The sequence below is a fragment of the Streptomyces sp. NPDC058092 genome (genome assembly GCF_042884935.1).
In the GTDB taxonomy this organism is placed as follows: domain Bacteria; phylum Actinomycetota; class Actinomycetes; order Streptomycetales; family Streptomycetaceae; genus Streptomyces.
The window spans coordinates 50,624-72,070 of sequence record NZ_JBHVSY010000015.1; the positions used below are offsets into that span (position 1 = coordinate 50,624).

The following is a 21,447-nucleotide window of genomic DNA, read 5'->3' on the forward strand; positions in this document are numbered from 1 at the left end:
TCATCCTCCTGGCCTGGGCGGGAGACTGATGACGGTGGCAGCCTCGTGTTGCTCAGTCCGGAGCATCTGATTGTCGTGGTGCAGTGAAGCGATGATCGTGGCCGCCGCCGTCAACTGCTTGTTGAGTTCGGTGATCGCTTTCTTCGCCGCAGCCAGTTGCCGGCGAAGGGTGTCGTTGTCGGCGTCGCGCCGTGCTTCGCCGGGGGTGAGACTGCCATGGACTTCGATATGGCCGTCCCAGTCGGCCAAGACAGCCTTGGCCCGGAACATCGTCGCGGAACTGACTCCGGCTTCGCGGCAGAGGTTGTTCTTCGTCATCCGGCCGTCGGTGCGCTGAGGCTTGCCCATGAGGAGCCGGTCCATCGCCTCGCGAAGCTTCCGCTCGGTCTTGGCCGAGACCGCCGTGTCGCTCACCGTCCGGCCTTTCGCAGCACGGCTTGGGCCTCGGACCGCTGCTGTTCCAGAGCGGAGCGATGCCCTGGCGCGAGGCGGCGGGACTCCAAAAGCTTGGTCAGAGATCGCTCCTCACTGTCCCAGATCTCGACGTGCTGGGGTCCGATCATGCTGTTGCCGCAACGGTCGGGGCGGCAGCGGTCCGGCAGGGGGCCAGTGTGTCCGGGTGGGATCACGGTGTTCTCCAGGCAGACGGCGCCAGCCGGGTTCGTGGCGTCGAACAGGCAGTTGTTTAGGGTGCCGAAGCGGATGGAGACGCGGGCCTGCTTCAGCAGGGCATGTTCGACCGTCGCGTCGCCGCCCTGGGCGGCGAAGGTGTCGCGGATCTTGTCGAAGGTCCTGGTCAGGTGGTCGGCGCCGGGGCCGAAGCCGATCGGTTCGTCCGCCCTGTGCGCATCGAAGAGATCCCGCAGTCCCCGGAAGCGGGCGGCCTCGATCGCTCCATCCAGATGCTTGGCCCAGGATGCTGCGGAGGCGGCATAGCCCTGGGTCGTGCGGTTGGCCAGGGCCCGTGAGGCGACGTGTTTGAGCTGGATGCCCAGGGCGATCTCGGAGCCGGGGAACTGGTCGGTCAGCATGCTCATGGTCCTGCGGAACATGTGCGGGGCGACCCGCTCGGGTGGGATGGGCTCCAGCCCGTTGACTGGGGTTCTGGCGTTCACATGCTCGACGAACGCCTTGATCCCTGCGGCAGCAGTGAACCTTTCCGCGTTCCTGATCTGGCCGTTGAGTCCGCTGAACAGCCGCTCGGAGTGCGGGGTGATCTCCTCGGCCAGAGCCAGAGCTCGCGCGACCGGCTCGATGATCCACCAGTGCTTGCGCGGAAAGTCCTCTTCATCCTTGACCTCTGCCGAGACCACGGCCGGCGCCCCGAAGTGCTCGACCACCGAGCCCTTGAGAACCTCCTGGACTTCAGAGTCACGCATCATGCTTAACGCGGTGACGAAGATGTAGCAGGCGACGCGGAGCATCTGGATCTCCCGCGCCAGGCCGCGGAGATCGATTCCCCAGCTCCAGCCGCCCAAGGTGCCGTCAGCGCGTTCGACCTGGGTGTACTCACTCAGCAGGCTCGCCGTCGCGCACTGCCCGCGGTCCACCGCCTCCTGGACGATCGGGCGGAGGGCCTGGATGTTGTTGAAGACGTGCGCCCGCGCGTCGGTGCCGATCAACAAGGAGAGCAGATTCCAGTGGACCGTGCCTGCATCCGTGATTCGGGACGGCTTCGACTCGTGGTGCATCGGGACGAAGCTCTCCGGGATAGCCAGCCAGGATCGCAGCCGCTCCGCCGCCCCCACGGAGGAGTTCACCGCTTCCGCCTGGAGTTGTCGGTAGCGGTGCTCGGCTCGCAAAATGTCCGGGGCGAACTTGTCGATATAGGTCCAGGCGGCCCGGATCAGCGGGAACCACACCTGCGGCGGAATAACCGGGGTCGACACCCTCCCGCGACCGTCCGAGGTGGAACCCGCGACCGCCCGCGCGGACGTTCCCGGCCAGGGGTCGCAGGTCAGGCCTCCGCCGGTCAGTAACGGGCCGCAGCGTTCAAGCTCACGGATCACCTTGATGTGACTCACCACGGTGCTGACGCTCAGCATTTTACGCAGCTCGGCGACACGAACGTGCAACTGGTGCTCCGGCCAAGCTCCCAAGTCGTCTGGCAGTCCCCGTTCCGTCGCCCATGCCTCCAGACCCCGCAGAGCGCTGAGCATGTTGATGGCCGTCCGCGCCTTGACCGGCCGCCGGGCTGCTGGGATTCCCGCAGCCACCGTCCTGGGATGCCGCGGGTTCAACGCGATCATGACCAGCTCGCGCGCCCGGAGGTTCCAGAGGTCACTGAAGCCATCGAACTTCATCTTCCACTCAGCCGGGTGCAAGTTGGCCGGACGCCGCAGGACCCCGTTCAGGATCCACTCGTCGCGCTGCCCGAAGACGGGACTGATCGCGCCCGGAAGGAGTGGGTGTGAGCCCAGGACGGGCTCGTCGGTGCCGAAGGCCGCTATGGCCAGCGGGCTGGGAGCAGTGCGGTTCATGCGTCGAACTCCGCTCGGGCAGCAAGAGGAAGGTGCAAGGTGGCGGTGCTTTCGGCGATGTGCCGGCGGGCCGTTGCGATGTCGGTCTCGGTCCGGTCAGCGAGGACCGCCGCCAGGTTGGCGGCGGTCTGCCCCCAGAGGGTGTGGAAGTGGACCGGGCTCAGTCGGGTGCGCAACCGGTCCAGGTGGTCGGCGAACAGCAGCAGCTGGGGCAGGTGGGAGGGGAGAATCCAGGCATTGCGGCATTCCAGGCAGCGCAATGGTGCGATTGAGCAAAGATCACCGGAACGGGAGAACGGCGAGTCGAACGGATCGCGGCAGCTGGTCATCCCCATGTCCAGGGCCCCGCTTCGCAAGTCCTCGACCTGCCCAGCACTCAGCCCGAGCTCGCGCAACGCTGGTGAATCCGCTTGGTCGAGATCCGCCTCGGCCGTGGTGTCCACGACGACCGGGCCCGCGATGGCCTTGTCGAACCATGACTGCTGAGCAGTCGTGATCACCCGTCCGGAGATCACCCGCAGGGTCGTCCCCTGCGCGTAGTGGCCGCGGAATGTCTCCTCGTGGTGGTCGTCTGCGATGTCCGCGATGCGGCCGCCGAAGGCGACGGCCTTCTCCACCTTCGTCGACTTCCTCAGCCGGCGGATGTCAGCCGGTCCCTCCAGTTCGAGCCCCATCGCCTTCACCCAGCCCTGGAACAGCCGCAGTCGCCCCCGGCTGACGGTGAACTCCCACGTGCTGGTCGGCAACGTCCCCTGCAAGAACAGCGGCGCGGGACGCTCTCCGTAGAGATCACGCAGCGGCGCAGTCACGTCCATCAGCCGCTGGACGATCTCCGACACTTCCAGGCGAGGCCGATCCGCGTACTCGTGAACGCGCTCAACCTCGGTCGCCTTGTCGATCCGGCTGAAGGCCCTGCGGTGAATCCTGCGGGCCCGGTTCTTTGTCATGGTCAGCCGAACTCCCCCCTCGGTGAACTCCACCGAGTCCTCGGACAGACCTGTCACCTCCTCCGGGGTATGGCCGGTCGCGGCCACCAAGAGCACCCGGAAAGCATGCAGGTCCCGACCGTTGGGATAGAGCTGGTTCAGCAGGCCGCGGACCAGGAAGTAGCAGCGCATCCCGCTGCTCGATCCAGTGACCTTGACGTTCTCCGGAATGAGCGCTCGAAGTTCCGGCGACAGGGGGAACACAGCGTTTGTGGCCATCTCCCGGGGTGAGACAGCCTGATGGGCCAGGGCCCAGAGAAGGTCAGGCATGCGGGACCAGTCGTGTTCCGCAGGATGGCCCCCGGCGGCGACCATTGCCCAACCGGCTTCCAGCCGCTTGCGGAGCCGGACGACGTCTTCCCAGGCGGCCCGGACCAGCGCGGCCTTGTCCTTGCGGGAGTACTCGTCCAGCTCCTTCGTGGTGCCCCAGGACAGTCCGTGCTGGTCCGCAGCCACCCGGGCCAGGCGGTCGGCGACCTCCCGGTCGGGATGCTGCTGACGCCGGTTGATCAGAATGCGTAGATTCGCCGCGAGTGACGCGGGACGCGTCGATCCCTGCGGCCACTGGGCCGGCAACGAGTTTTCCCAGGCCAGCAATACCTCGGCCAGATTCGGGTCCGCTCCGCCCAGGGACGCCGTCGGCGCCTGTCCCAGCAGATGCGAGTCGACGAACTCGCAGAAGTGCGTGATGCCCTGGCGGTGGATGCTGGCCGTGCCCGTCCGGCGGGCAGTCATCTCGATGTATTCCACCCACTCGTCCGCCAGCTCTTGCGCCAGCAATCGGCAGGCGAACCGTGATGGGTCGAACCGCAGAACGCTCTTCTTCCCGTTGGCTTCCGGGGTGATCACCTGACGGGCCCCGATCCGGGGCGGAGCAGGGACGGGATCGCCGTGCCGGAAGTCCCGGCGTCGCTCACCGCGGCGCGGCATGACCGGCCTCCTCGACATTCATGGCCCGCAAGGCGATGTCCGCGTAGCTGTCCCCGTCGCTCGCCGCCCACTGGGCGAACACGGCGTCGACGTAGGCCATCGGGTCTTCCAGGTAGCGCAAGTACTCGTAGGTCGTGGCCGGGCTCGCATGGCCGAGTCTGCGGCTGACAATCAGCAGCGGGTTGAAGGCCATGTGCTCGGCGAGCGTCGCCGTGCCCGCCCGGACCACCGCCCGCTCGCGCTCGGCCGCCCGCCGCATCAAGAAGTCCAAGAGCCTTAAGGCAAACGTGTGCCTCAAATCGTGGAATCGATAGCGCTTCAATGGGAGTTGAGGGGCCCGCTCCTCGTCACGGACCGCCGTCAGCCGGTCCCATGCCTGGTAGCGGACCCGGTCCCACGACGACGAGGTGAGCATCAGGCTGCCGTGCCCGATGAACACCGCCAGCGGCTCCAGCCCGGCTGGCCCCTCGTGAACCGTCACCCGCCGCAGCCGTGGCGGTATCGCCGACCAAGCAAATTCCCGGTCCCGGCCCTCCCAGCGCCCCCGCAGCCGGCCGCGTGCATAGTCGATCTCGCTAACCACCAGCAGCTCGCGATGACGTCTCTCCAGCGCGCGGACCAGGCCCTCCGCCATTTCCGGCCGCTCAATCAGCAAGAACCTGTCCACCGAGGTCAGCGCGTCCTGCGGAACGAAGACGATGCGATGCTTCCTGTACTTCGCGCACTCCTGGAGGTCGAACTGGACGACCTCCCCGGGCCGCCGCAACCCGACCGCGAGTTCCGGAAACAGCACCGTTGACCACTCCTGCGGCCTCATCCCGGTCATCAAGGCCAGATCGGAAGCCGCCCGCCCGCGGTTCGGCGCCCAGCCACGAAAGGCCGGGTCGACCTCCCCATCCAGGGTCTGACCACCCAGACCGACGTCCCGGAAAAACACGTACTGCCCCAACGACAGATGCCTGATGTCCATGTCCCGGCTCATCCCACTGGCCAGCGGATTCGTGGAGCCGACCGCCCGCAGCGGCGACGCCCGTCGCAGCCCCTGCCCGACCATCCAGTCCAGCAGCGTGTTGATCACCGATGCCTCACGGTCCCAGGCCGTCCCGCCCACCGGCACGTCCTGTAACTCGGTCCGCGACCGCCGGTAGGCCACCAGATCGGACTCGGCCGCAGTCCCAAGCTCGCGGCCCCGCTCGGCCAGGAACTCGATCAGCCGCAGCACGATGTACGCGTAGTGCCGCAGCGTGTCCTCCGGATCACGCCCTAGATAGGCCAAGTGACGAAACCACCCGCACGCTGGCTCCACCGGCCGCATCTGCCCGTCCACGATCACCGGCAGACGATCCGGCAGGGCCCTGAAGTCCAGCCGCCATACGGCCTCCTCACCCACCCCGCTGTACAACTCTGGCCGTTCCTGTACGCGGGCACGGCTGACGAAGAACAGATCCACTTACCCCTCCGGCTGAGAGAACCCACAACCATTGGAGGTAACGAGGGAGCCCGCACACAGTGCTGGGCGGCCCGTGCGGGGCCGCCCAGCGATGAGAGTGCCTTCAACTAGCGGGAGAAGATGTCGGTGCCTATGTGGAGCAGGATGGGCGCCCACCGGTCGCCGACCGGACCGAAGCTGTTGACCACCTGGAAGGTGGCCACCTGGGTGGTCACGCCGGGCACCGGGGTGGCGATCAGGAGCAGCGCCATGCGCGCTTCTTATCGAGTTGATGTCGATCGAGGTCTCGGCGTGCTTCTTGACCGCGTTCCAGCAGGTGTGCCCGTTCCCTCCGAGCCGCCGCGCGATCGCCGACACCGTGGTGTCGTCGAGCCGCAGCAGGCTGACCGCCCGCTCCACCGCCCGGCTGGTGAGCTCGGCCCGCGGCGGCGCGAAGTCGTGCTCCTCGGTCCAGGTCCCTCGACGACACGAGGGTTCGGGGCAGCGCCAGATCCGCTTGCGCCACCGCACCCGCACCCGCACCGGCGTGCCGAAGGATGGGGCGTCGTGCAGGGCCTGGACGTGCCGGCCGTGGCCGACCGCGACCACCCCGAAGTCCGGACAGCCGGTCAGATCGGCTCGGACTCGACGTCCAGCACCACCTGACCCTGTCCACCGCCAACGTCGGGATCACGGGTGACGTCGAGGACGTGCATGCCCTCCACGCCGAACAACTCATCGGTCCGGGCGCACCACAACGCGCCAGGAACAGCACGTACAGTGACGCACGCGAGGCCTTCTCCTGATTCATCTGCTCGGTCGCCGCTGATCTTGGAAGGCCTCGCTCCGTCTCGCCCTCGCGCCACGCCGCGGACCCGGACACCGCGAGACGGCTCACCCAGGCTCATCTACGAGAGCCAAAAACGGACGGCGATGTCGAGAACCCGTGGCTGGCTCCGTCCTCGCAGTGAACGCGACCAGAATAGGTCGCACCAGCACCGAGGAGAATCACGATGGCCAAGTACTTGCTGCTCAAGCACTACCGCGGCGCCCCTGCTCCGGTCAACGACGTGTGTATGGACCAGTGGACGCCGGAGGAGATCTCGGCGCACATGCAGTACATGCAGGACTTCGCGGCCCGGCTCGAAGGGACCGGCGAGTTCGTCGACGGTCAGGCGCTCGCCCCCGAGGGGACGTGGGTCCGGTACGACGGCGAGGGGCGCCCGCCGGTCACCGACGGCCCGTTCGCCGAGACCAAGGACCTCATCGCCGGCTGGATGGTGATCGACGTCGACAGCTACGAGCGCGCCATCGAGCTGGCCGGGGAACTGTCGGCCGCCCCCGGGGCGGGCGGGAAGCCGATCCACGAGTGGCTCGAGGTGCGCCCGTTCCTGGCCGCGCCGCCCACCATCACGGAGTGACCTCCCAGATGAACGAGGCCCTGCTCCGGAGCCTCACGCCGAGCGTGCTCGGCATCCTCGTCCGCCGCGGAGCCGACTTCGCGGCGGCCGAGGACGCCGTGCAGGACGCGCTGGTCGAAGCGGTCCGCGTCTGGCCGGCCGGCCCTTGCCCAAGCTCTTCGAGCAGGGGATACCCCATCCGGGACCCGAAGGGCTGGCTGGTCACCGTGGCCTGGCGCCGGTTCCTCGACGCGACCCGGGCGGACGCCGCCCGCCGCCGGCGTGAGGACCTCGTCGACGAGGAGCCGGCGCCCGGGCCCGCGCCCGCGGTGGACGACACGCTCCAGCTCTACTTCCTGTGCGCCCACCCGTCGCTGACGCCGTCGTCCGCGGTCGCGCTCACGCTGCGCGCCGTCGGCGGGCTGACCACCCGCCAGATCGCCCAGGCCTACCTGGTGCCCGAGGCGACCATGGCGCAGCGCATCAGCCGGGCCAAGCGCACCGTCTCCGGCAACGGGGTATCCCCTGCTCGAGCGAAGCCGAGAGCTCGGGGAAGGTTCGACCAGCCCGGCGACGTCGCCACCGTGCTGCGCGTCCTCTACTTGGTCTTCAACGAGGGCTACTCCGGCGACGTCGACCTCGCCGCCGAGGCCATCCGGCTCACCCGGCAGCTCGCGGCCTCGATCGACCACCCCGAGGTGGCGGGGCTGCTCGCCCTCATGCTGCTCCACCACGCCCGGCGTGCTGCCCGGACCGCGCCCGACGGCAGCCTGGTGCCGCTCGCCGAGCAGGACCGCGGCCGGTGGGACACCGAGTCGATCGCCGAGGGCGTCGAGATCCTGCAGGCGGCCCTCGCCCGCGACCGGCTGGGCGAGTTCCAGGCCCAGGCCGCCATCGCGGCACTCCACGCCGACGCGCCCACCGCCGAGGAGACCGACTGGGTGCAGATCGTCGAGTGGTACGACGAGCTCGCGCGCCTGACCGACAGCCCGGTCGTCCGGCTCAACCGCGCGGTGGCCGTCGGCGAGGCCGACGGACCACGCGCCGGCCTGGCGGCGCTCGTGGCGCTGGACGACTCACTGCCCCGCCACACCGCGGTGGCGGCGTACCTCCACGAGCGCGACGGGGACCTGGCGACGGCGGCACGGCTGTACGCCGAGGCAGCCCAAAAAGCACCCAACCTCGCCGAGCGCGACCACCTGACGCGCCAGGCCGCCCGGCTCAACGCCCGCCGGTGTGGCTGACGGGTCGCGCTCGGATTTTCCCGCAGTACTTGGCGCGGCCCCGTGGCCGGAGCGGTCGCCTCAACGCGAGTAGGCGGGTCGAAACCAGCTGCACGACGCGTTGCCGGCGGGGAAGCTCAGCGGCGACGACAGGCGCTCTGAAGGCGTGGTGTCTCAACAGACCGGCCTGCTGAAGTGCCCGGTGGAAAAACATCACAGCAACGGCCTCACGACGTGGACAGAGACCCCGAACGACCGTCCACGGACTTCAAGTTCGTGGGTCTGGACAACGTAATCGACGCCGTCGACGACTGAGGCGGCAGGTTGTTCACCACGCCGGGAAGCCGAAGGACCGGCCTGGTCGGTGTGTCGCCGACCATGCCGGTCCTGGCTCGCGAAGCGGGCGCGGTGTCTACAACTCAGTAGGCGGAGTTGACGTTGTCGATCGACCCGTAGCGGTCGGCGGCGTAGTTGGCGGCCGCGGTGATGTTGGCGACCGGGTTGGTGAGGTCGTTCGCGGTGCCACCGACGTGGTAGGTGCTGAAGGTCGGCTGGATGACCTGGAGCAGCCCCTTGGACGGCACACCGTTCTTCGCGTTGACGTCCCAGTTGTTCTGAGCGCTGGGGTTGCCGCCCGACTCGCGCATGATGTTGCGGTGCAGCCCCTCGTAGGTGCCGGGGATGCCCTTGGCCTTCATGACGGCCAGCGACTCCTTGATCCAGCCGTCGAGGTTGCTGGCGTATCCCTTGCCGCCCTGGCCACCGTCCGCCGAAGCCTTGACCACGGAGGCGCTCGCCGGTGCCACCTCGGCGGCCTGCGCGGATGTCGACGTCAGCGTGAGGGCTGCTGCTGCGGCACCCACGGTGGTGATACCGGCGACGGTCAGCGTGCGGAGGCGGGCGATGCGGCTGGTGCGGCTGGGGCGGATCTGCGTGTACGTGGTCATACGGAAGGAACTCTCCAATGGGGACGTCTTGGTGTTGCCGGCCGATCTCGGTTGCGGCGGGTCGCGGGGCCGAACCCCGCTGCTGCGGGTCCGAGCGATCCGATCCGGCGAAACCGCCGGGCCCGACCGCTGCTCCCTGCAACGACTGCCATGGTTAGCGGCGGACAGGGCGGAGCGCAATTATGTGACGTACTACCCGACTACGGAGGAATGTCCGAAATGCCATGTTCTACGGCTTTTCTTGGCCTCTTGGGCGGCCTACCGCCTACTATCATCCTTAGGATGTGACGCAGCTCCTATGGGTGGCATCACAATTTCACCCGTGACACCGCGGTTCGATGACGCAGCCCGGACCGTCTCGCCGACGCCCTGCCGGCCCGCCTCTCCGCCCACGAGTTGACGGACCTGAGCCGGCTCGCTGATCACCTCGAACTCGGTATCGCCCGCAATGCCGGATGCCCGGCCGGGGACGAGGAGCTGTTCGGCACGGCTCTCATTCCGAAATTCCCACCCGGCGGCGGCTCGCTGCGGATCGTCGATCTCGGACATCCGGCACCGCTTCTGCTCACCGCGCACGGCACGCAGCGGCTCCGTACGGCCCCTGCCCTGCCTCTGGGGCTGGGTGAACCGGGCCCCGGGGGCGCCGAGGTCACCACTCACCCGCTGCGCGCGGGGGAAGTGATCGTTCTGCACACGGACGGGTTGAGCGAGGCGCGGAACGCGGGGGGCGAGTTCTGTCCGTTGAAGGCCCGGCTGTGGCCGGGCCCGGTCACAGACTCGGGGGGCCGCCCGGCAGTGTGTCGGCCGGCAGCGCCTGCTCGGTCCAGATGACCTTGCCGTGGTCCGTGTAGCGGGTTCCCCACCGGTCGGCGAACTGGGCGACGAGGAACAGTCCCCGGCCCCCCTCGTCCGTGGTGGCCGCCTGCCGCAGATGGGGCGAGGTGCTGCTGCGGTCGGAGACCTCGCAGATCAGGGAGCGGTCGCGGAGCAGCCGTACCCCGATGGGGCCGGTGGCGTAGCGAATGGCGTTGGTGACCAGCTCGCTGAGGATCAGCTCCGTGGTGAACGCCTCTTCCGCCAGATCCCATTCGGCCAGTTTGCGGGACACCTCGGCCCGTACCCGGGACACCGACGAGGGGTCACTGGGTACGTCCATCTGGACGACGTCCGCGGCGTCCAGTCTGCGGGTACGGGCGACGAGCAGCACGATGTCGTCGCGGGCGAGGTCGGGCACGAGGGTGCGCAGGACCGCATCGCAGGTCTCCTCGGGTGTCCGGTCGGCGTTCTCGGCGAGAGTCCGGCCGAGAAGGGACAGGCCTTCGTCGATGTCCCGGTGCCGGTCCTCGACGAGTCCGTCCGTGTAGAGCACGAGCCGGCTGTTCTCGGGCAGCTGCATTTCGAAGCTCTCGAAGGTCAGGCCACCGAGCCCCAGCGGCGGGCCGCCGGGCACGTCGGCGAATTCCGAGGTGCCGTCCGGGTGGACGACCACGGGCTGGAGGTGGCCGGCCCGCGCCATGGTGCAGCGCCCGGACACCGGATCGTAGATCGCGTAGAGGCAGGTGGCGCCGGCGACTTCCGCATCGGCACTGTCGACGGCCTCGTCCTGGTCGATCTGGGCGACCAGTTCGTCGAGGTGCCACAGAAGTTCACCGGGCGACAGGTCCAGGGTGGAGAAGTTGTGGACCGCCGTGCGCAGGCGCCCCATGGTCGCGGCGGCGTGCAGTCCGTGGCCGACAACATCGCCCACGACGAGCGCGACGCGGGCGCCGGGCAACGGGATGATGTCGAACCAGTCCCCGCCGACGCCACCCAGACCGGCCTGTGCGGGCAGGTACCGGTAGGCGACGTCGATGGCGTTCTGGTCGGGGACGCCGCGCGGCAGCAGGCTGCGTTGCAGGGTCACCGCCGTGGCGTGCTCGCGTGTGTAGCGGCGGGCGTTGTCGATGCTCACCGCGGCCCGGGCGACCAGTTCCTCGGCAAGTGACCGGTCCTCGTCCTCGAACGGTTCGGACTCCCCCGCGCGCCAGAACTGGACGACGCCCAGGATGGCGCCGCGGGCGCGCAGCGGAACCGCGATCATCGAGTGGATTCCGTACGCGAGGAGCGCCCGGGCCCCTGCGGGATCCTGCCGCTGCCACCCGGAGAAGGCCGCCAGATCCGCGTCGAGGACCGTCTCCCCCCTGCGCAGGCCGGCCCCCACGGGCGTGGTCGGCGGGTAGCGGAGCAGCGAGTCGACGGGTTCGAGCACCGAGTCGTCCCGTACGCCGCTGAAGGCAGTACGACGCCACTCGGTATCCAGGCCCGCGCGCGTGGGCTCCTCACCGCGCAGGACTGCCTGCATCACGTCGACGGTGGTGAAGTCGGCGAAACGGGCGGTCGCAAATTCCGCCAGCTCCTCGCACGTACGCACCACATCGAGGGTGGTGCCGATCTCGGTGCCGGCCCGATACAGCAGACTCAGCCGTCCGCGCGCCACGTCGGCCCTGCCGGTGACCGCCTGGAGCTCGGTGGTGTCGCGCAGGGTCGTCACGCTGCCGGGCGGGCCGCCGTCCCGGTCGGTCGACCGCTGGTTGACAGCGAGCAGGCGCTCGCCGACCGGAAGCACCTCGTCGGTCACGGTCCTCCCCGAGACCAGCAACTCCGTGGTGACCGGGTCGAGCGCGAGCTCGGTGACCACGCGCCCCTCCACATCCGTCGGCAGGCCGAGCAACCGGCGGGCCTCGTCATTGGCGAGCAGCAGCCGGCCGTCGCCGCTGACGATGAGGACGCCCTCGCGCACCGCGTGCAGGACGGCGTCGTGATGCTCGTACATCCGGGTCATCTCGGTGGGGTCGAGGCCATGCGTCTGGCGGCGCAGCCGTCTGCTCACCAGTGCCGTCCCGGCCGTGGTGAGCATCAGGATTCCCACGGCGGAGCCGAACAGGAGAGGGAACTGCTGCTCGACGACGCCGCTCACGCGTTTGATGGTGATTCCGGCGGAGACCAGACCCACCACGCGGCCGTCATGGCCGGTGACGGGTACCACGGCCTGCACGAGGGGTCCGATGGTCCCGGTGACTTCCTCGACGACGATGCCGCCGTTCAGCGCGGGCTTCAGGTTGCCGACGAACTTCTTCCCGATCCGGTCGGGCAGGGGGTGGGTGTAGCGGACTCCGGCCCGGTTCAGCACGACGACGAAATCGACGCCGGTGAGCTTCCGGGCCCTCTCGGCCAGCGGCTGGAGCACCGCGGTCGGGTCGGGGCTCTTCAGTGCCGCCTCGATCCCCGGTGAGCTGGCAAAGGCCTGGGCGACAGCGACCGAACGGTTACGGGCTTCTCCTTCGCTGGCGGCCCGGGACTGCAGTACCAGCGCGGCCACTGCGGCAGCCACGAGCAACACGACGATCGCCACCTGCAGGAGAAAGACCTGACCTGCGACAGTTCGCATCCTGAGAACCGAGCGTCGGCGGCCGTCCCGTCCGGTCATGACCTCTTTGTACACCTTGCGCTCACACCGGGCGACCCACGCGACGCACTGTGCGACGGCCGACGGGCAGGGATGCGCGTGTCACGGCAGGGCGGGTCCGGTCGGCACGAAGCGGGTCCGTCCGGCATGGGCCCCGCCCGATACGGAGTCACTCGGGTGACGGAGAACCGCTTCCCGGGGGCACTTCGGTGCCGGGACGGGGAAGGACCGTGGCGACGTAGTCCGCCACGGTCGCGTGCAGGCCGATGTCCCCCTGTGCGCGCTCGGACATGTACCACCGGTGTTCCAACAGCTCGTGATAGAGCTGGGCAGGATCCATGGAGTTGCGGAGGTCCTGCGGTACGGCACGCACCGTCGGCCTGAACACCTCGCGGACCCAACGGTGGGCCAGCACCTCCGCCCGGGCGCCGAGCGGGTCGCCCGGCGCGTGGTCCTCCTGTGTCGCCATCCAGCCCTCGAGGTCGTTGAGGAGCCGGCGGGCCTGGTTCTCCTCGGCGTCGAGCCCCGTGAGCCGCAGCAGTTGGCGTTGATGATGCCCCGCGTCGACGACCTTGGGTACGAATGTGACCGTGTCGCCGTCCGAGGAGTTGACGATCTGCATCTCGGCGACGTCGAAGCCGAGATCATTGAGCCTGCGCACGCGCCGTTCGATGTAGTGGTACTTGCCGGCCGGATAGACCGAGGTACGGGTCAGCTCTTTCCACAGTTCCTCGTACCGCCGGCAGATCTCCGTGCCGAACGCGATCGGGTCCACTGAGGGATGGAGCGCTCCGGCGGCCTCCAGGTCGAGCATCTCTCCGCTGATGTTCACCCGGGCCAGGTCGATGTCGTATTCACGCTGTCCCCTGCTGAGCCGGCTGTGCGCCTCGCCGGTCTCCGCGTCCACGAGGTAGGCCGCGTAGGCCCCCGCGTCCCGGCGGAAGAGCGTGTTCGACAGTGAGCAGTCGCCCCAGGCGAATCCGGCCAGGTGCAACCGTACGAGCAGTACGGCGAGTGCGTCCATGAGCCGGTGCACCGTGGTCGGGCGCATGGTCGTCTCGAACATCGAGCGGTAGGGCAGGGACCCGTTGAGGTGACGGGTGATCAGCATCGGCTCCAGCGGTGCCCCGTCGCTGCCGGTGCGCCCGGTGACCACGGCGAGTGGGTCCACCGCAGGTATCCCGAGCCGGGCAAGGGTGCGCAGCAGCTCGTACTCGCGTACCGCCGGGCGCTCGGCCAGCTCCTTGATCGCCACCACGTCGGACCCGGCCCGGGCGTAGCGCACGACGTGGTGGGAAATGCCGCGGGGCAGCGTCACCAGGTGTTTCTCCGGCCACTCCTCGAGCGGCAGGTGCCAGGGCAGTTCGAGAAGGAGCGCGGGGTGTTCGGGATTGGTGGCGCTGAACCGCAATGCCATCGGTCGCCTCGCTCGTACGGTGACGGGACCATCAGTGTGACGCAGCCACCCGGATCCAGGGCCTGTCCGGCGGATCAGAGACGGACAGGGCGCGGGGTCCGGTGCCGTGCAACGCGGCAAGGCAAGGCACGGCACGGCACGGCACCGGGGCACGCGAGCCCGGCAAGATCCAAACGAGAGGCCCTAAGCGCGTTCGTCCGCCTCCCGGGCCACGCGCTCCAGCCGGCTGCGGTGTTCCTCCCACCACGCCGAGTCGCCGGGCGCCATGCAGTCGCTTCCGGTCCGCAGTCCGACGACTCCGTCGATGAGCTCCCGGACGATGTCGGCATGCCCGGCATGGCGATCCGTCTCGGCGATCACGTGGACGAGAGTCCGGTGGAGCGTCACCTCGTTGCGTTCCCCCCAGGCCACTCGGCCGACCGCGTCGAGGGACAACGACTCGATGGTCTCGTCCGCGTGGGCCCATACCTGGCGATACATCTTCACGATCTGCTCACGCGACTCGTCGGCGGTCGCCCACATGTCGGAGTTCCGCTCGGCGTTGCCGACGATCCAGAGCGGCGGCGCGTCGATCGGCCGCCCGAAGGTCTCGCCGAAGTACATCGCTTCGGCGCCGGTCATGTGCTTGACCAGTCCCAACAGGTTGGTGCCGGTGGGAGTCATGGGGCGGCGGATGTCGTATTCCGACAGCCCCTCAAGCTTCCACAGCAGGGCTTCGCGAGCATCCTGCAGGTAAAGGTGAAGGTCTGCTTTCAGGTCCGATCGGGTCATGTGACCAGTCTGTCGCTTGCAGGATCTCTGTCCACCGCCTTTCTCCGCTGTCCGGGGAGTGGACCGGCACGCGCCTTCGCGCCCTGGCGGCAGTCGGCGGTCGGCGGTCGCGTGTGGAGACCCGCCGGTGGGAGTCCGGCGCGCGGCCGCCCGCCCATGCCGTGCTCGCCGGCGGACTTGGCCTGGAACTGGCTGGACCAGGCCTGTCGCAAGGCGCGCGAGCGGGGCTTCCGGTACGGATCCCACGACGCGACGGAGCAGGACGAACGTCCCCGCCCGACGGGCTGGGCCGTGTGCTTCCAGGCGCCGTCGGCGGCGCATACGCCCAGTCCGCGCCGCTGCGCTCCTACCGCCCCTGCAGCCCCTGCCCCGGTCCAGACCCCCCACCCCCACCCTCCGCCCCGCCCGCGGCCCACTCGCCCACCACCCGGGCGGCGGCCGGCGTACTTCCTGCTCAAGGACGACGGGCAGCAGTCGCAGAACAGCGACGGGCACGGGGCACATCGGCCTCGTCACGGTCCCGGGCTTCTCGTCCGAGGATTCGCCCAGTACGGACATGACGCTGGACCTGACCGTCTGGCACAACGCGGTGAGCTCCGGCTCGGGCAGCTGAAGCCCCTCCTGCTCCGCGTGGCCGATACCTGTACGGGTGGTGCATACCCGGGCACGGTCGTACTGTCGATTCAGGAACGACCGCTGGAGGAAGGGCACCGTCACCGACGACTGCTGCTGACGCGCAGGCCTCGGCACACAGGGCCGGTCCGGTGCGACGGGAAGGCCGCTCGGGCTCGGAAAGAGGCAGCTGGGGAGCCGACATGCAACGAAACAGACTCAGAACAGCGGTCATGCTGTGTGCTGCTGCGGCGCTCGCAGCGGCAGCGGTACCGACTTCCGCTTCCGCACGGCCGGCCGCGCCCGCTCGCGCGGTGGCCGTCGATTGTTTCTCGAATTCACAAGTACGCCCCGGTGACTTCCTGATCGCCTGCGGGGATGGCAACAACCGCCTCATCACACTGCGTTGGACTTACTGGGGACCGACGTCCGCCGTGGGCAGCGGACTTGATGCGGTGAATGACTGTCAGCCCTATTGCGCCGTGGGCAAGTTCCACACCTACCCGGTCAAGGTGCGGCTCGACCGTCCGCAGAGTTGGCAGAAACATCCTGAGCTCCAGCATTTCACCCGGCTGCAGCTCGTCTACACGGACAGCACGCCGGCGCAGACCCACCGGGTCGTGACGTACAAACTCTGGGACTGATGAATCCAGGCGGTCGCCGACGGCCGGGCTACCTGGCCGCGGCGGCGGTGTTCGCCGTCGGCATGGCCGGGACCACCCTGCCGACACCGTTGTACGGGCTCTACCAGGAGCAGATCGGGTTCTCCGAGCTGATGGTGACGGTGGTCTTCGCCGTGTACGCCGTCGCGGTGATCACCGTGCTCCTGGCGGCGGGCAACTACTCCGACCAGGTCGGCCGCAGACCTGTGCTCCTGGGTGCCCTGGCTCTGTCGGCCGCGAGCGCAGGATGCTTCCTCCTGCAGAGCGGTCTGCCTCTGCTCTTCGTGGGGCGGCTGCTCTCCGGCTGCGCGGCCGGGCTGCTGAGCGGCGCGGCGACGGCGGCCGTCATCGAACTGGCGGGTCCCGGGCAGAAGGTGCGGGCCGGTTTCGCCGCCACTGCGGCGAACATGGGTGGTCTGGGCTGCGGTCCGCTGCTCGCCGGTCTCCTCGCGCAGTACACGCCCTGGCCGTTGATGCTGCCGTTCTGGGTCCACCTGGGACTGGTGGCCGCGGCCGTCGGGGTCACCTGGCTCCTGCCGGAGACCGTGACGGAGCCGAAGCGGTGGCCGCGCCTGAAGCCGCAGGGAGTCTCCGTGCCTCCCGAGGTGAAGGGCGTGTTCACGCCCGCCTCGCTGGCAGCGTTCGCGGGCTTCTCGCTGCTCGGGCTGTTCACGGCGGTGGCGCCGAGCTTTGCCTCGCGGACCTTGGGTGTGCACAACCTGGCCGTCTCCGGTGCGGTGGTGTTCTCCGTGTTCCTCGCTTCGACCGTCGGGCAGTCCTTGACGCCACGGATCGACGCGCTCCTCGCGCTCCCCGTGGGGTGCGGCATCCTCGTCGTGGGCCTGCTGCTGGTGGCGTCATCGCTGATCGCCGAATCCCTGCCCCTGCTCGTCCTCGGCGCGCTGTGCGGCGGCACCGGCCAGGGACTGGCCTTTCGCGCGGCGCTCACCCTGGTCAGCGGCGCGGCCCCGGCACGGCATCGTGGCGGCACCATCTCGGCGTTCTTCGTCGTCGCCTATGCCGGGATCTCGCTACCGGTGGTCGGAGTCGGCGCCATGGCCACCTGGCTCGGGCTGCGCCCGGCCGGCCTGATCTTCGCGGGCTGCGTGATGCTGCTGGCAGCGGGCGCGGGAACATACGCCGCGCTGAGGCCGCCGCGGTGAACCGCGCACGGGGCACGGCAGATGTCTGCGACCGCAGGAAGGTGGACCGTACGGGAGTGCACGGGTGTCCTTCCCCGGCTACCGCCTGACACGGCAACAGCCCCCTGCTCTCACAGGGGGCTGCCACTGATGGTGAATCCGATCTCTCTCTGAGAGGAGCCGTCCTCGTGGACCATGCTACGGCGATGGACGACCAGTGCCCACTCCAGCAGGGCTCACCCCAGGCGGTGCGGGACCGTCGGACATGGCTCGCCGACCGCTGTGCGCCGCGTGTTCAGGGGCTCATGCGCCCTGGTGCCGCTGGGAGCGGCGGCTGTGATCGCGGCATCCCGCACAGCGCCGATCGAGTCTGCCGGGCCTGGTCATCGGCACGGTGACCGGCTGGGCGGTGACCGGGCTCCGGGGGATCCCGCAGGGCCGTGAGCCTGCGGCCCGGAGCCCCGCCGACATTCGCGACCGGGCAGGACGCCGAGCGGGTGACCGCACCTCCGCCCCACCCGCCAGGTGCCCGCTCTCGACTCCGGGACGGCCGGCGCACGACGTCGCCGCCAAGAGAGTTCGAGCGGATTCTCTACGAGGGGTAGGCCCGCGCGGCACTCTTGCTATACGTTCCGTCCAACAGTTTGCTAGACGTCGTGTCTAACAAGCGAGGGCGGCGCTCGGCTCGGCCACTCTCACGGACGGCTCGTTTCCCGGTCGGACGAGAGCGGTGAAGTAGTCCTCTTCGAGCGTGGCGAAGCCCCAGTCGAGGCACGCCCTGGCCGCCTCGGTTGCGTATCCGTGTCCCCAGTACTCCGCCCGAAACGTCCATCCCAGCTCGACTTCGTCGAACTGCTCCCAGTACTGCAGGCCGCTTCTGCCGATGAGTTCCCCGCTCGACCTGAGTTCGACCGCGCAGAGACCATGGCCCCGCTCAGCCCACTGACGCTCGATCACAGCGAGTCGTTCCCAGGCCTGCTGACGGGTGTAGGTTCCGACGAACCGGTTGACCCTCGGGTCGGCATGGAGGTCGACGAAGGCATCGACGTCGGAGAGCTGAAGGGGCCGTAGCGACAGTCGCTCAGTCTCGATCATGTCTGTGAGCATAGTTCTGTGCGTCCCCTCGGCCCGGCGCGGTCCGGTCGGCTCACGCAGCCTGCCTTCACGCCAGGACGTCGCGGGCGGAGCCCGCTCTCGCGGCGCCGCCGGCAGCCGGGCGGCCCGCCTGCCGACGGTTTGTCCGCCCTGCCCATGGCGCGTGCTCCAGCCGCCTCCGTCCCGCACGCTCGCGCTACCGTGTGCTACCAGCGCTCTTCCGGTTTCTTCCCTGAGATACGACGTCTCTCGACGCAAGCCGTGCCGGCGCCCGCCCATGTCCACTTCCGAGCCTGCTGTACCGACTCTCATCTCCGCACCATGTGTGTGCGGACCGCGCGACGACCCATGGAGAACACGTTGAGGACGAAGTTCCGTTCTCGTATCACCGCCCGGCTTGGGCGCACGTACCTGTCCAGGATCCAGAAGTACGGAATCGGCTCCTCCACGATCCGGCTGCTGCCCGAGGACCTGCTGATGCTGCTGCGCAGGGATGGTCTGGACCCGGTGGACAAGCTGGCCGGGCTCCGGGCGACCGCGCCGGTGTCCAAGGTGTCGCTGCCGTTCGGTATGGATGTGTGGGTGGTCAGCGGCTACGAGGAGTCGAAGGCCGTGCTCGGATCAGCCGACGGTTTCAGTACCGACTTCGCCCATCTCGCGACGAATGCCGGAGTGGCAGCGGAACAGAGCCCCGGCGGGCTCGGGTTCAGCGACCCTCCCGTGCACACGCGACTGCGCCGCATCCTGACCCCGGAGTTCACGATGCGGCGGCTGCGTCGTCTCACGCCCCGGATCGATGCCATCGTCGAGGAACGTCTGGACGCGATGGAAGCCCGTCGGGGCCCGGTCGATCTGGTGAAGGAGTTCGCGCTGCCGATACCCTCCCTCACGATCTGTGAGCTGCTCGGCGTGCCTTACGAGGACCGCCACGACTTCCAGCAGCTGGCCATGGACCGCTTCGACCTCTTCGGTGGAACGACCGCGCCCTTCGGCGCCATGTCGGAGTCCCTGGCGTACTTCAGGAACGTGGTCAGGATGCAGCGCGAGGCACCGGGCGACGGGCTGCTCGGCATGATCGTGAAGGAGCACGGCGACAGCGTCGACGACGAGGAACTCGCGGGCCTCGCCGACGGCGTGCTGACCGGCGGCTTCGAGACGACCGCCAGCACGATCGCCCTCGGCTCCCTCGTGCTGCTGCAGAACGCCGACGTCTTCGAGCGGATACGGACGGACGACGCGACCGCCGCACCGTTCGTCGAAGAGGTGCTGCGCCACCTCTCCGCGGTGCAGCTCGCCTTTCCCCGCTTCGCCCGCCAGGACATAGAGATAGCGGGGGTGGTCATCCCCCGCGGCGACATGGTGCTCTGCTCACTGAGCAGCGCCAATCGCGACACGTCGTACGTGAGCGACGGCGGACGCTTCGATCCGCACCGCAACCCCTCGGGTCATCTCGCCTTCGGTTACGGCATCCACCGCTGCGTCGGCGCCGAACTGGCACGCATGGAACTGCGCTCCGCCTATCCCGCCCTGGCCCGGCGGTTTCCCCGGATGCGCCTCGCCGTCCCGCCCGAGGAACTGGCCTTCCGGAAGCTGTCGATCGTGTACGGCGTCGAATCGCTGCCGGTGCACTTGCACTGAGCGGGCGTACGGACCTCGCCTCTCCATGGACCGGTCCGCCGGTCCCCGTCCTACCAGGTGACGGTGATCCGCTGCGGACTGCGGGATGTGGTGCCGCGTCGCCATTCGACTTCGTCGGCGGGGCGTGCCAGGCGGAGGCCGGGGAAGCGGCCGGCGAGCCGGTGCAGGGACAGTTGGAGTTCGAGCCGGGCCAGCCAGGCGCCCAGGCAGTAGTGCGGCCCGGCGCCGAACGTCAGGGTGGGGGCTGCCAAGGGGGCGAACAGGTCGTCGGACTGCCGGGGCGGGAACACATCGGGGTCACGGTTGGCCATGCCGCAGTCGGCGAGCACCACCGAGCCCGCCGGGATGGTCACGCCGCCGACCTCCGTATCGACGGCGGCGTAACGCGCGGACCCCCGGTCGTCGCCGAGCGGAATCAGGTGGAGCAGCCGCTCCGCCACCGTCCCGGCGGCCTGTTCGTCCTCCCCCAGGCGGTGCCAGCACTCCGGGCGTTCGCCGAGCAGATAGAGCAGGGAGTTACCGAGCATCGTCATGGTGCTGTCGTGTCCGCCCACCACCAGTCCGCACACGAGGTCGACCAGTTGTCCCTCCGGGATGCCGCCCTCTTCATCGGCCGCCCGGACGAGCACACTGGTCAGGTCGTCACCGGGCACGCTCCGCCGCTCGGCCAGCAGTGCGGCTCCGAAGGCGGCGAACTCCGCCAGCGCCGACTCCATCTCCTCCTTGCGGTGGGAGCCGTCGGAGAAGGCGTACTCGCTCCAGTGACGCAGCCGTTCCCGGGCCGGGGTGTCCAGTCCCATGAGCCGGCTGATCACTTCGACCGGCAGTGGAAGGGTGAAGCCGGCGACCAGGTCCACCGGAGGCGTGCTGTCGGCGAGTTCGTCCAGGCGCTGTTCCACGATCGACGCGATCCAGGGCCGCCAGCGGGCGACGGCCCTCGGCGTGAAGGCACGCCGCAGGGTCCGGCGCAGTCGCAGATGGTCCTCGCCGTCCTGGTTGAACATCAGATCCAGGCTGCCCACCAGGCCTGATTCTCCGGTCAGGGGCGGGGCGTCCGGTGCGTGGAGCTGTGCGCGTCCGAACCGGGTGTCGGTCAGGACCTTGCGTACGTCCTCGTACCGGCTCACCTGCCATGCCTCGGTCCCGTCGGGCTGCGTGACCGGGGTCGGCGGTCCGGGCGGGCCGAACCTCAGACGGTGCAGAGGGAGCGTCGGCGGGCCGGTCATCGTGTCGTTGTCGTCGGAGCTGGGCACGGGACCTCCAGGCATGC

General features: G+C 69.1%; 16 protein-coding genes and 1 pseudogene. 6 read left to right on the plus strand and 11 right to left on the minus strand.

What is annotated here, in order from left to right; all coding sequences use genetic code 11:
* The 5 genes and pseudogenes from ACFVV1_RS24100 to ACFVV1_RS24120 form a co-directional block, all read right to left on the minus strand.
* On the minus strand, positions 1-414 hold the full coding sequence (locus ACFVV1_RS24100) for a hypothetical protein (RefSeq protein ID WP_389992675.1): 414 nt from the start codon (positions 412-414) through the stop codon (positions 1-3).
* Entirely contained in the window at positions 411-2,480 is a 2,070-nt protein-coding gene (locus tag ACFVV1_RS24105; RefSeq protein WP_389992678.1) for an integrase, read from the minus strand. Before ACFVV1_RS24105 ends, ACFVV1_RS24100 begins: the two co-directional genes overlap by 4 nt.
* Positions 2,477-4,396, minus strand: a complete 1,920-nt coding sequence (locus tag ACFVV1_RS24110) for a hypothetical protein (protein WP_389992681.1) — start codon at positions 4,394-4,396, stop codon at positions 2,477-2,479. Before ACFVV1_RS24110 ends, ACFVV1_RS24105 begins: the two co-directional genes overlap by 4 nt.
* Complete coding sequence (locus ACFVV1_RS24115) at positions 4,380-5,846, minus strand: hypothetical protein (RefSeq protein WP_389992684.1); 1,467 nt, start codon at positions 5,844-5,846, stop codon at positions 4,380-4,382. Before ACFVV1_RS24115 ends, ACFVV1_RS24110 begins: the two co-directional genes overlap by 17 nt.
* 113 nt (positions 5,847-5,959) lie before the next feature.
* Positions 5,960-6,097, minus strand: a pseudogene (locus tag ACFVV1_RS24120) (carbohydrate ABC transporter permease); the annotation flags it as partial.
* A gap of 741 nt (positions 6,098-6,838) precedes the next feature.
* On the opposite strand from ACFVV1_RS24120, the gene ACFVV1_RS24125 reads away from it, so the two are divergent.
* On the plus strand, positions 6,839-7,246 hold the full coding sequence (locus ACFVV1_RS24125; RefSeq protein WP_389992687.1) for a YciI family protein: 408 nt from the start codon (positions 6,839-6,841) through the stop codon (positions 7,244-7,246).
* A gap of 8 nt (positions 7,247-7,254) precedes the next feature.
* The gene (locus ACFVV1_RS24130) at positions 7,255-8,469 is read left to right on the plus strand and encodes an RNA polymerase sigma factor (RefSeq protein WP_389992961.1); all 1,215 of its coding nucleotides are present in this window, start codon (positions 7,255-7,257) and stop codon (positions 8,467-8,469) included.
* Between the two features lie 398 nt (positions 8,470-8,867).
* Here the strand turns inward: ACFVV1_RS24130 and ACFVV1_RS24135 are convergent, their stop codons facing one another.
* Complete coding sequence (locus tag ACFVV1_RS24135) at positions 8,868-9,395, minus strand: transglycosylase SLT domain-containing protein (protein WP_389992690.1); 528 nt, start codon at positions 9,393-9,395, stop codon at positions 8,868-8,870.
* A gap of 396 nt (positions 9,396-9,791) precedes the next feature.
* Between ACFVV1_RS24135 and ACFVV1_RS24140 the strand changes: the two genes are divergently transcribed.
* Complete coding sequence (locus ACFVV1_RS24140) at positions 9,792-10,226, plus strand: SpoIIE family protein phosphatase (protein ID WP_389992692.1); 435 nt, start codon at positions 9,792-9,794, stop codon at positions 10,224-10,226.
* On the opposite strand, the gene ACFVV1_RS24145 is transcribed toward ACFVV1_RS24140, so the two are convergent.
* The 3 genes from ACFVV1_RS24145 to ACFVV1_RS24155 all read right to left on the minus strand — a co-directional run bounded on the left by ACFVV1_RS24145 (position 10,165) and on the right by ACFVV1_RS24155 (position 15,028).
* Positions 10,165-12,861: a SpoIIE family protein phosphatase gene (locus tag ACFVV1_RS24145; protein WP_389992695.1), complete on the minus strand. Its 2,697-nt coding sequence runs from the start codon at positions 12,859-12,861 to the stop codon at positions 10,165-10,167. The two genes, ACFVV1_RS24140 and ACFVV1_RS24145, sit on opposite strands and share 62 nt — an antisense overlap.
* Before the next feature lie 148 nt (positions 12,862-13,009).
* Entirely contained in the window at positions 13,010-14,257 is a 1,248-nt protein-coding gene (locus ACFVV1_RS24150; RefSeq protein WP_389992698.1) for a DUF4032 domain-containing protein, read from the minus strand.
* Positions 14,258-14,440: 183 nt separating this feature from the next.
* Entirely contained in the window at positions 14,441-15,028 is a 588-nt protein-coding gene (locus ACFVV1_RS24155; RefSeq protein WP_389992700.1) for a DinB family protein, read from the minus strand.
* An 815-nt stretch (positions 15,029-15,843) separates the two neighbouring features.
* Between ACFVV1_RS24155 and ACFVV1_RS24160 the strand changes: the two genes are divergently transcribed.
* Complete coding sequence (locus tag ACFVV1_RS24160; RefSeq protein ID WP_389992703.1) at positions 15,844-16,284, plus strand: hypothetical protein; 441 nt, start codon at positions 15,844-15,846, stop codon at positions 16,282-16,284.
* Positions 16,284-17,465: an MFS transporter gene (locus ACFVV1_RS24165; protein ID WP_389992706.1), complete on the plus strand. Its 1,182-nt coding sequence runs from the start codon at positions 16,284-16,286 to the stop codon at positions 17,463-17,465. The genes ACFVV1_RS24160 and ACFVV1_RS24165 overlap by 1 nt, the downstream gene beginning before the upstream one ends.
* Before the next feature lie 639 nt (positions 17,466-18,104).
* On the opposite strand, the gene ACFVV1_RS24170 is transcribed toward ACFVV1_RS24165, so the two are convergent.
* Entirely contained in the window at positions 18,105-18,539 is a 435-nt protein-coding gene (locus ACFVV1_RS24170; RefSeq protein WP_389992709.1) for a GNAT family N-acetyltransferase, read from the minus strand.
* A gap of 348 nt (positions 18,540-18,887) precedes the next feature.
* On the opposite strand from ACFVV1_RS24170, the gene ACFVV1_RS24175 reads away from it, so the two are divergent.
* The gene (locus ACFVV1_RS24175; RefSeq protein ID WP_389992712.1) at positions 18,888-20,177 is read left to right on the plus strand and encodes a cytochrome P450; all 1,290 of its coding nucleotides are present in this window, start codon (positions 18,888-18,890) and stop codon (positions 20,175-20,177) included.
* 50 nt (positions 20,178-20,227) lie between these two features.
* Here ACFVV1_RS24175 and ACFVV1_RS24180 read toward each other — a convergent pair whose 3' ends face one another.
* Complete coding sequence (locus ACFVV1_RS24180) at positions 20,228-21,403, minus strand: cytochrome P450 (RefSeq protein WP_389992963.1); 1,176 nt, start codon at positions 21,401-21,403, stop codon at positions 20,228-20,230.
* Positions 21,404-21,447: the final 44 nt, after the last annotated feature.

Coding starts and splice junctions, on each gene's coding strand:
- ACFVV1_RS24110 (WP_389992681.1), bottom strand. CDS start 4,396: ATGCCGCGCCGCGGTGAGCGACGCCGGGACTTCCGGCACGGCGATCCC.
- ACFVV1_RS24145 (WP_389992695.1), bottom strand. CDS start 12,861: ATGACCGGACGGGACGGCCGCCGACGCTCGGTTCTCAGGATGCGAACT.
- ACFVV1_RS24125 (WP_389992687.1), top strand. CDS start 6,839: ATGGCCAAGTACTTGCTGCTCAAGCACTACCGCGGCGCCCCTGCTCCG.
- ACFVV1_RS24150 (WP_389992698.1), bottom strand. CDS start 14,257: ATGGCATTGCGGTTCAGCGCCACCAATCCCGAACACCCCGCGCTCCTT.
- ACFVV1_RS24160 (WP_389992703.1), top strand. CDS start 15,844: ATGCAACGAAACAGACTCAGAACAGCGGTCATGCTGTGTGCTGCTGCG.
- ACFVV1_RS24155 (WP_389992700.1), bottom strand. CDS start 15,028: ATGACCCGATCGGACCTGAAAGCAGACCTTCACCTTTACCTGCAGGAT.
- ACFVV1_RS24135 (WP_389992690.1), bottom strand. CDS start 9,395: ATGACCACGTACACGCAGATCCGCCCCAGCCGCACCAGCCGCATCGCC.
- ACFVV1_RS24130 (WP_389992961.1), top strand. CDS start 7,255: ATGAACGAGGCCCTGCTCCGGAGCCTCACGCCGAGCGTGCTCGGCATC.
- ACFVV1_RS24180 (WP_389992963.1), bottom strand. CDS start 21,403: ATGACCGGCCCGCCGACGCTCCCTCTGCACCGTCTGAGGTTCGGCCCG.
- ACFVV1_RS24165 (WP_389992706.1), top strand. CDS start 16,284: ATGAATCCAGGCGGTCGCCGACGGCCGGGCTACCTGGCCGCGGCGGCG.
- ACFVV1_RS24175 (WP_389992712.1), top strand. CDS start 18,888: ATGGAGAACACGTTGAGGACGAAGTTCCGTTCTCGTATCACCGCCCGG.
- ACFVV1_RS24170 (WP_389992709.1), bottom strand. CDS start 18,539: ATGATCGAGACTGAGCGACTGTCGCTACGGCCCCTTCAGCTCTCCGAC.
- ACFVV1_RS24105 (WP_389992678.1), bottom strand. CDS start 2,480: ATGAACCGCACTGCTCCCAGCCCGCTGGCCATAGCGGCCTTCGGCACC.